Genomic DNA, 2665 nt, shown 5'->3' with positions numbered 1-2665 from the left:
AAATAAATCATAACTATATTGTGCGTCACTTAGTAATCTTTCAGTTCCTTTTATGGAAGATGAAAATTTTTCTAAAATTTGTTCTTTATCTTTTAAAATAGATAGAGATTCTTTTATTTGCATTTCAACCTCTAATTTCATCCTAAGAAGTTTTGTTTTACCTAGGTCATCTTTTATTTCTTTTTTACAAAGTTTACAATGACTTTCAGGAATAGATTCTTCAATTTTTTCTAAGCAAACTGGACAGAACTGGATAGGAAGTGCTCCTAAAGTTTCTCTTGAATTTAAAGATTCATTTATTGCAATTAATTTTGATTTTAATACATCTATGAATTCACTATTATCTATGATGTTTGATTTTGATTTACTTATTTCATTTATTGTAACATCATATCTGCTTTTGAATTTTTTTAAATTAGCTTTAAGTTTTATAATTTCATTTTTTGTATCATTTTTCTTAACCGTGGAAACAATTAATTCAGGTTGCTTTATTGTATCTCGAACCTTGGTTAACTGCTCATTTTTTTCTTTGATATTTTTTTCGATTAAGATTCTATTAAAATCAAAAGAAGAACTCTCAAATACATGATCTAAAGCCTTGACTTGTTTTTTTATACTATTATATTGCTTTTCCTTTTCTCTTAATTCTATTTGCAATTTTAAAAGGTCATCATTATATGTTCCTAAAAGTAGATTTCCTATAGCACTTCTGATAAGAGGAGAATCAAAATCTTCATTTCGCATTAAATTATCTAAACTACTTAATTGGTCTATATATAGAAGTCTAAGAATTTGATTTACTGTTATTGATTCTTGATTTTCAGTTGAAATTGAAGGGAAGTTTAAGGCTTTAAAGATAATTTGACTAAAACTTTCTGTTTTATCAGATTTACTGTAAGGATAAATATTCCAGCCAATAGTATTTGAAGCCATGGCTTTCTCCATTTTTCCAATAAAGATTGCCATTGGCCTTCTTTGCGTATTAGAAACTTCTCTTTTTACGGTAATATTTGCTCCATTTATTCCAATTTCAGCAATTACATAATCACATGAAGCAGCTTCAGGTAACCAATCTGTAAACTCACCTCCTAAAGCGAAAAAAATAAAATTTGCAATAGTAGATTTACCAGTACTATTATGACCTCTTATTATATTTAAGCCTTCATGATATTCTTGGGAATAGACATTCTCACCATCTCTGGTAACTATTAATTGGTTTATTTTAAGAAAGCTCATATCTGTATTCCATTAATTTTGTTCTTTTTTTTATTTCTCGCAATGTTTGTTTCTCGAAAAAAGATTTTAAAAAATCTATATATTTATCTTCCTTGCTATTTAAACTATTGCTGATTTCTTCTGGTATGTCTGATAAGCAAAGTTTAATAATATCTTTATCAAGTAAGTTTTTATCAATAAAACCGTATGAAGCCATAGCTCGGAGAGCTATATTTTGAACATTTTCTAACTGAGTAAAAACATAAACGGAATTATGGACTTTGTTAAACTTATTTGATTTTTCAATTTTCTTATATTCAGAAAATGCCGTTGGTAGAGTTATATTGTTAATATCGTTTAAGAAAAGTATGTAATAATCATATATTCTTATTCTATCAATATTATATTCTTTTATCTCTAGAGATTGCATTAATTTTAAAATTCGCGTGATGCAATGATATGAATCATAAGCAGGATGATATACTAACATATTAATTCCATTTTATGTGACAGTTTCCAGTTAAAAAATAAATCATTGACGTAATGTCATCATCATATAAATCAAGGACATTATCCTGTCCTAATATTTCTTGAATTGGTTGGATTACTTGTGCAATAATTAATTCTCTGGTAATTTCTTTGGGCACTCCATCACTGATTGCACCTCTAATATGAAAATTGAACAGAACACAGATTTTAGCTAGAATAAAACCATGAATTTTTTGTGTTGCTTTAGAAAGAGCATTTTCTGTTATTTTCATATAATAATAATGTTTCATTTCTTTAGCCCAATCATAGTCATTTTGAAATCCACCATTTTCAAGTTTCTTTTTAAGACCAATAAATTTATCATCAATATTATTTGTGTAATGTTGGATTTTATCAATGAATTCACGAAACTCAATTTCACCAAATTCTAACTCTTTTTCAAATTCGGAAACTAATTTTAAATATTGATTATAATTTGTAGCTTTTCTTTCATTTATTACAGTCATGTTTCCAACAGATTGATACTGACTACTATTATCCCCTGACTGTTCTAATTTTATTTCTTTTGGTTCTTTCAAAATTATTTTTTTATTGTCATGTCTCCAGCAGATTGATACTGTTTAGATTTTTTTCCACCTTTTTGTTTCATGACAACTTTTCCTTCTGATTTTTTAGGTTTTATAAGAACAAAACCAATAAGTCCACCCAAAGTTAATAAGGTTGAGATTAAAGGTTCAAAATCAGGGTTGAATATTAACCATAATACACTTGCGATAAAAGCAGAGATGTTTAATATTAATAGTGTTTTTCTCATATTGTATTTTATTTCCACATGAATGCTAACGTTGATGTATATGGTTTGTTGCGTGTTTTAAACACCTAATTTAGCAAATACAAACCAAATAGAAAATCCGCGAGGATTTTCGTAAGTAAGCTAGAACTAGCAATAAATTATACACGC

4 protein-coding genes are annotated in these 2665 nt (G+C 27.2%); all 4 read right to left on the bottom strand.

Features of this window, described 5'->3' with window-relative positions:
* Positions 1-1236: ATP-binding protein (locus CXF67_RS09185; protein ID WP_180957941.1), on the bottom strand; the 1236-nt coding region annotated here is incomplete at its 3' end.
* A complete protein-coding gene (locus tag CXF67_RS09180) occupies positions 1223-1705 on the bottom strand; it encodes an ABC-three component system middle component 5 (protein WP_102088484.1) in 483 nt (160 codons plus the stop codon). The genes CXF67_RS09185 and CXF67_RS09180, both read right to left, overlap by 14 nt.
* 1 nt (position 1706) lies before the next feature.
* A complete protein-coding gene (locus CXF67_RS09175) occupies positions 1707-2282 on the bottom strand; it encodes an ABC-three component system protein (protein WP_102088483.1) in 576 nt (191 codons plus the stop codon).
* A gap of 2 nt (positions 2283-2284) precedes the next feature.
* On the bottom strand, positions 2285-2518 hold the full coding sequence (locus CXF67_RS09170; RefSeq protein WP_102088482.1) for a hypothetical protein: 234 nt from the start codon (positions 2516-2518) through the stop codon (positions 2285-2287).
* Positions 2519-2665: the final 147 nt, after the last annotated feature.

The organism is Psychroflexus sp. MES1-P1E, assembly GCF_002836055.1.
GTDB lineage: Bacteria > Bacteroidota > Bacteroidia > Flavobacteriales > Flavobacteriaceae > Psychroflexus.
The sequence above is the reverse complement of the archived record's forward strand: the minus strand, read 5'-3'. Positions and strand labels throughout refer to the sequence as shown.

What these genes read in the sequence shown, in the direction of transcription:
- CXF67_RS09170 (WP_102088482.1), bottom strand. Translation starts at nt 2,518, where the DNA reads ATGAGAAAAACACTATTAATATTAAACATCTCTGCTTTTATCGCAAGT.
- CXF67_RS09180 (WP_102088484.1), bottom strand. Translation starts at nt 1,705, where the DNA reads ATGTTAGTATATCATCCTGCTTATGATTCATATCATTGCATCACGCGA.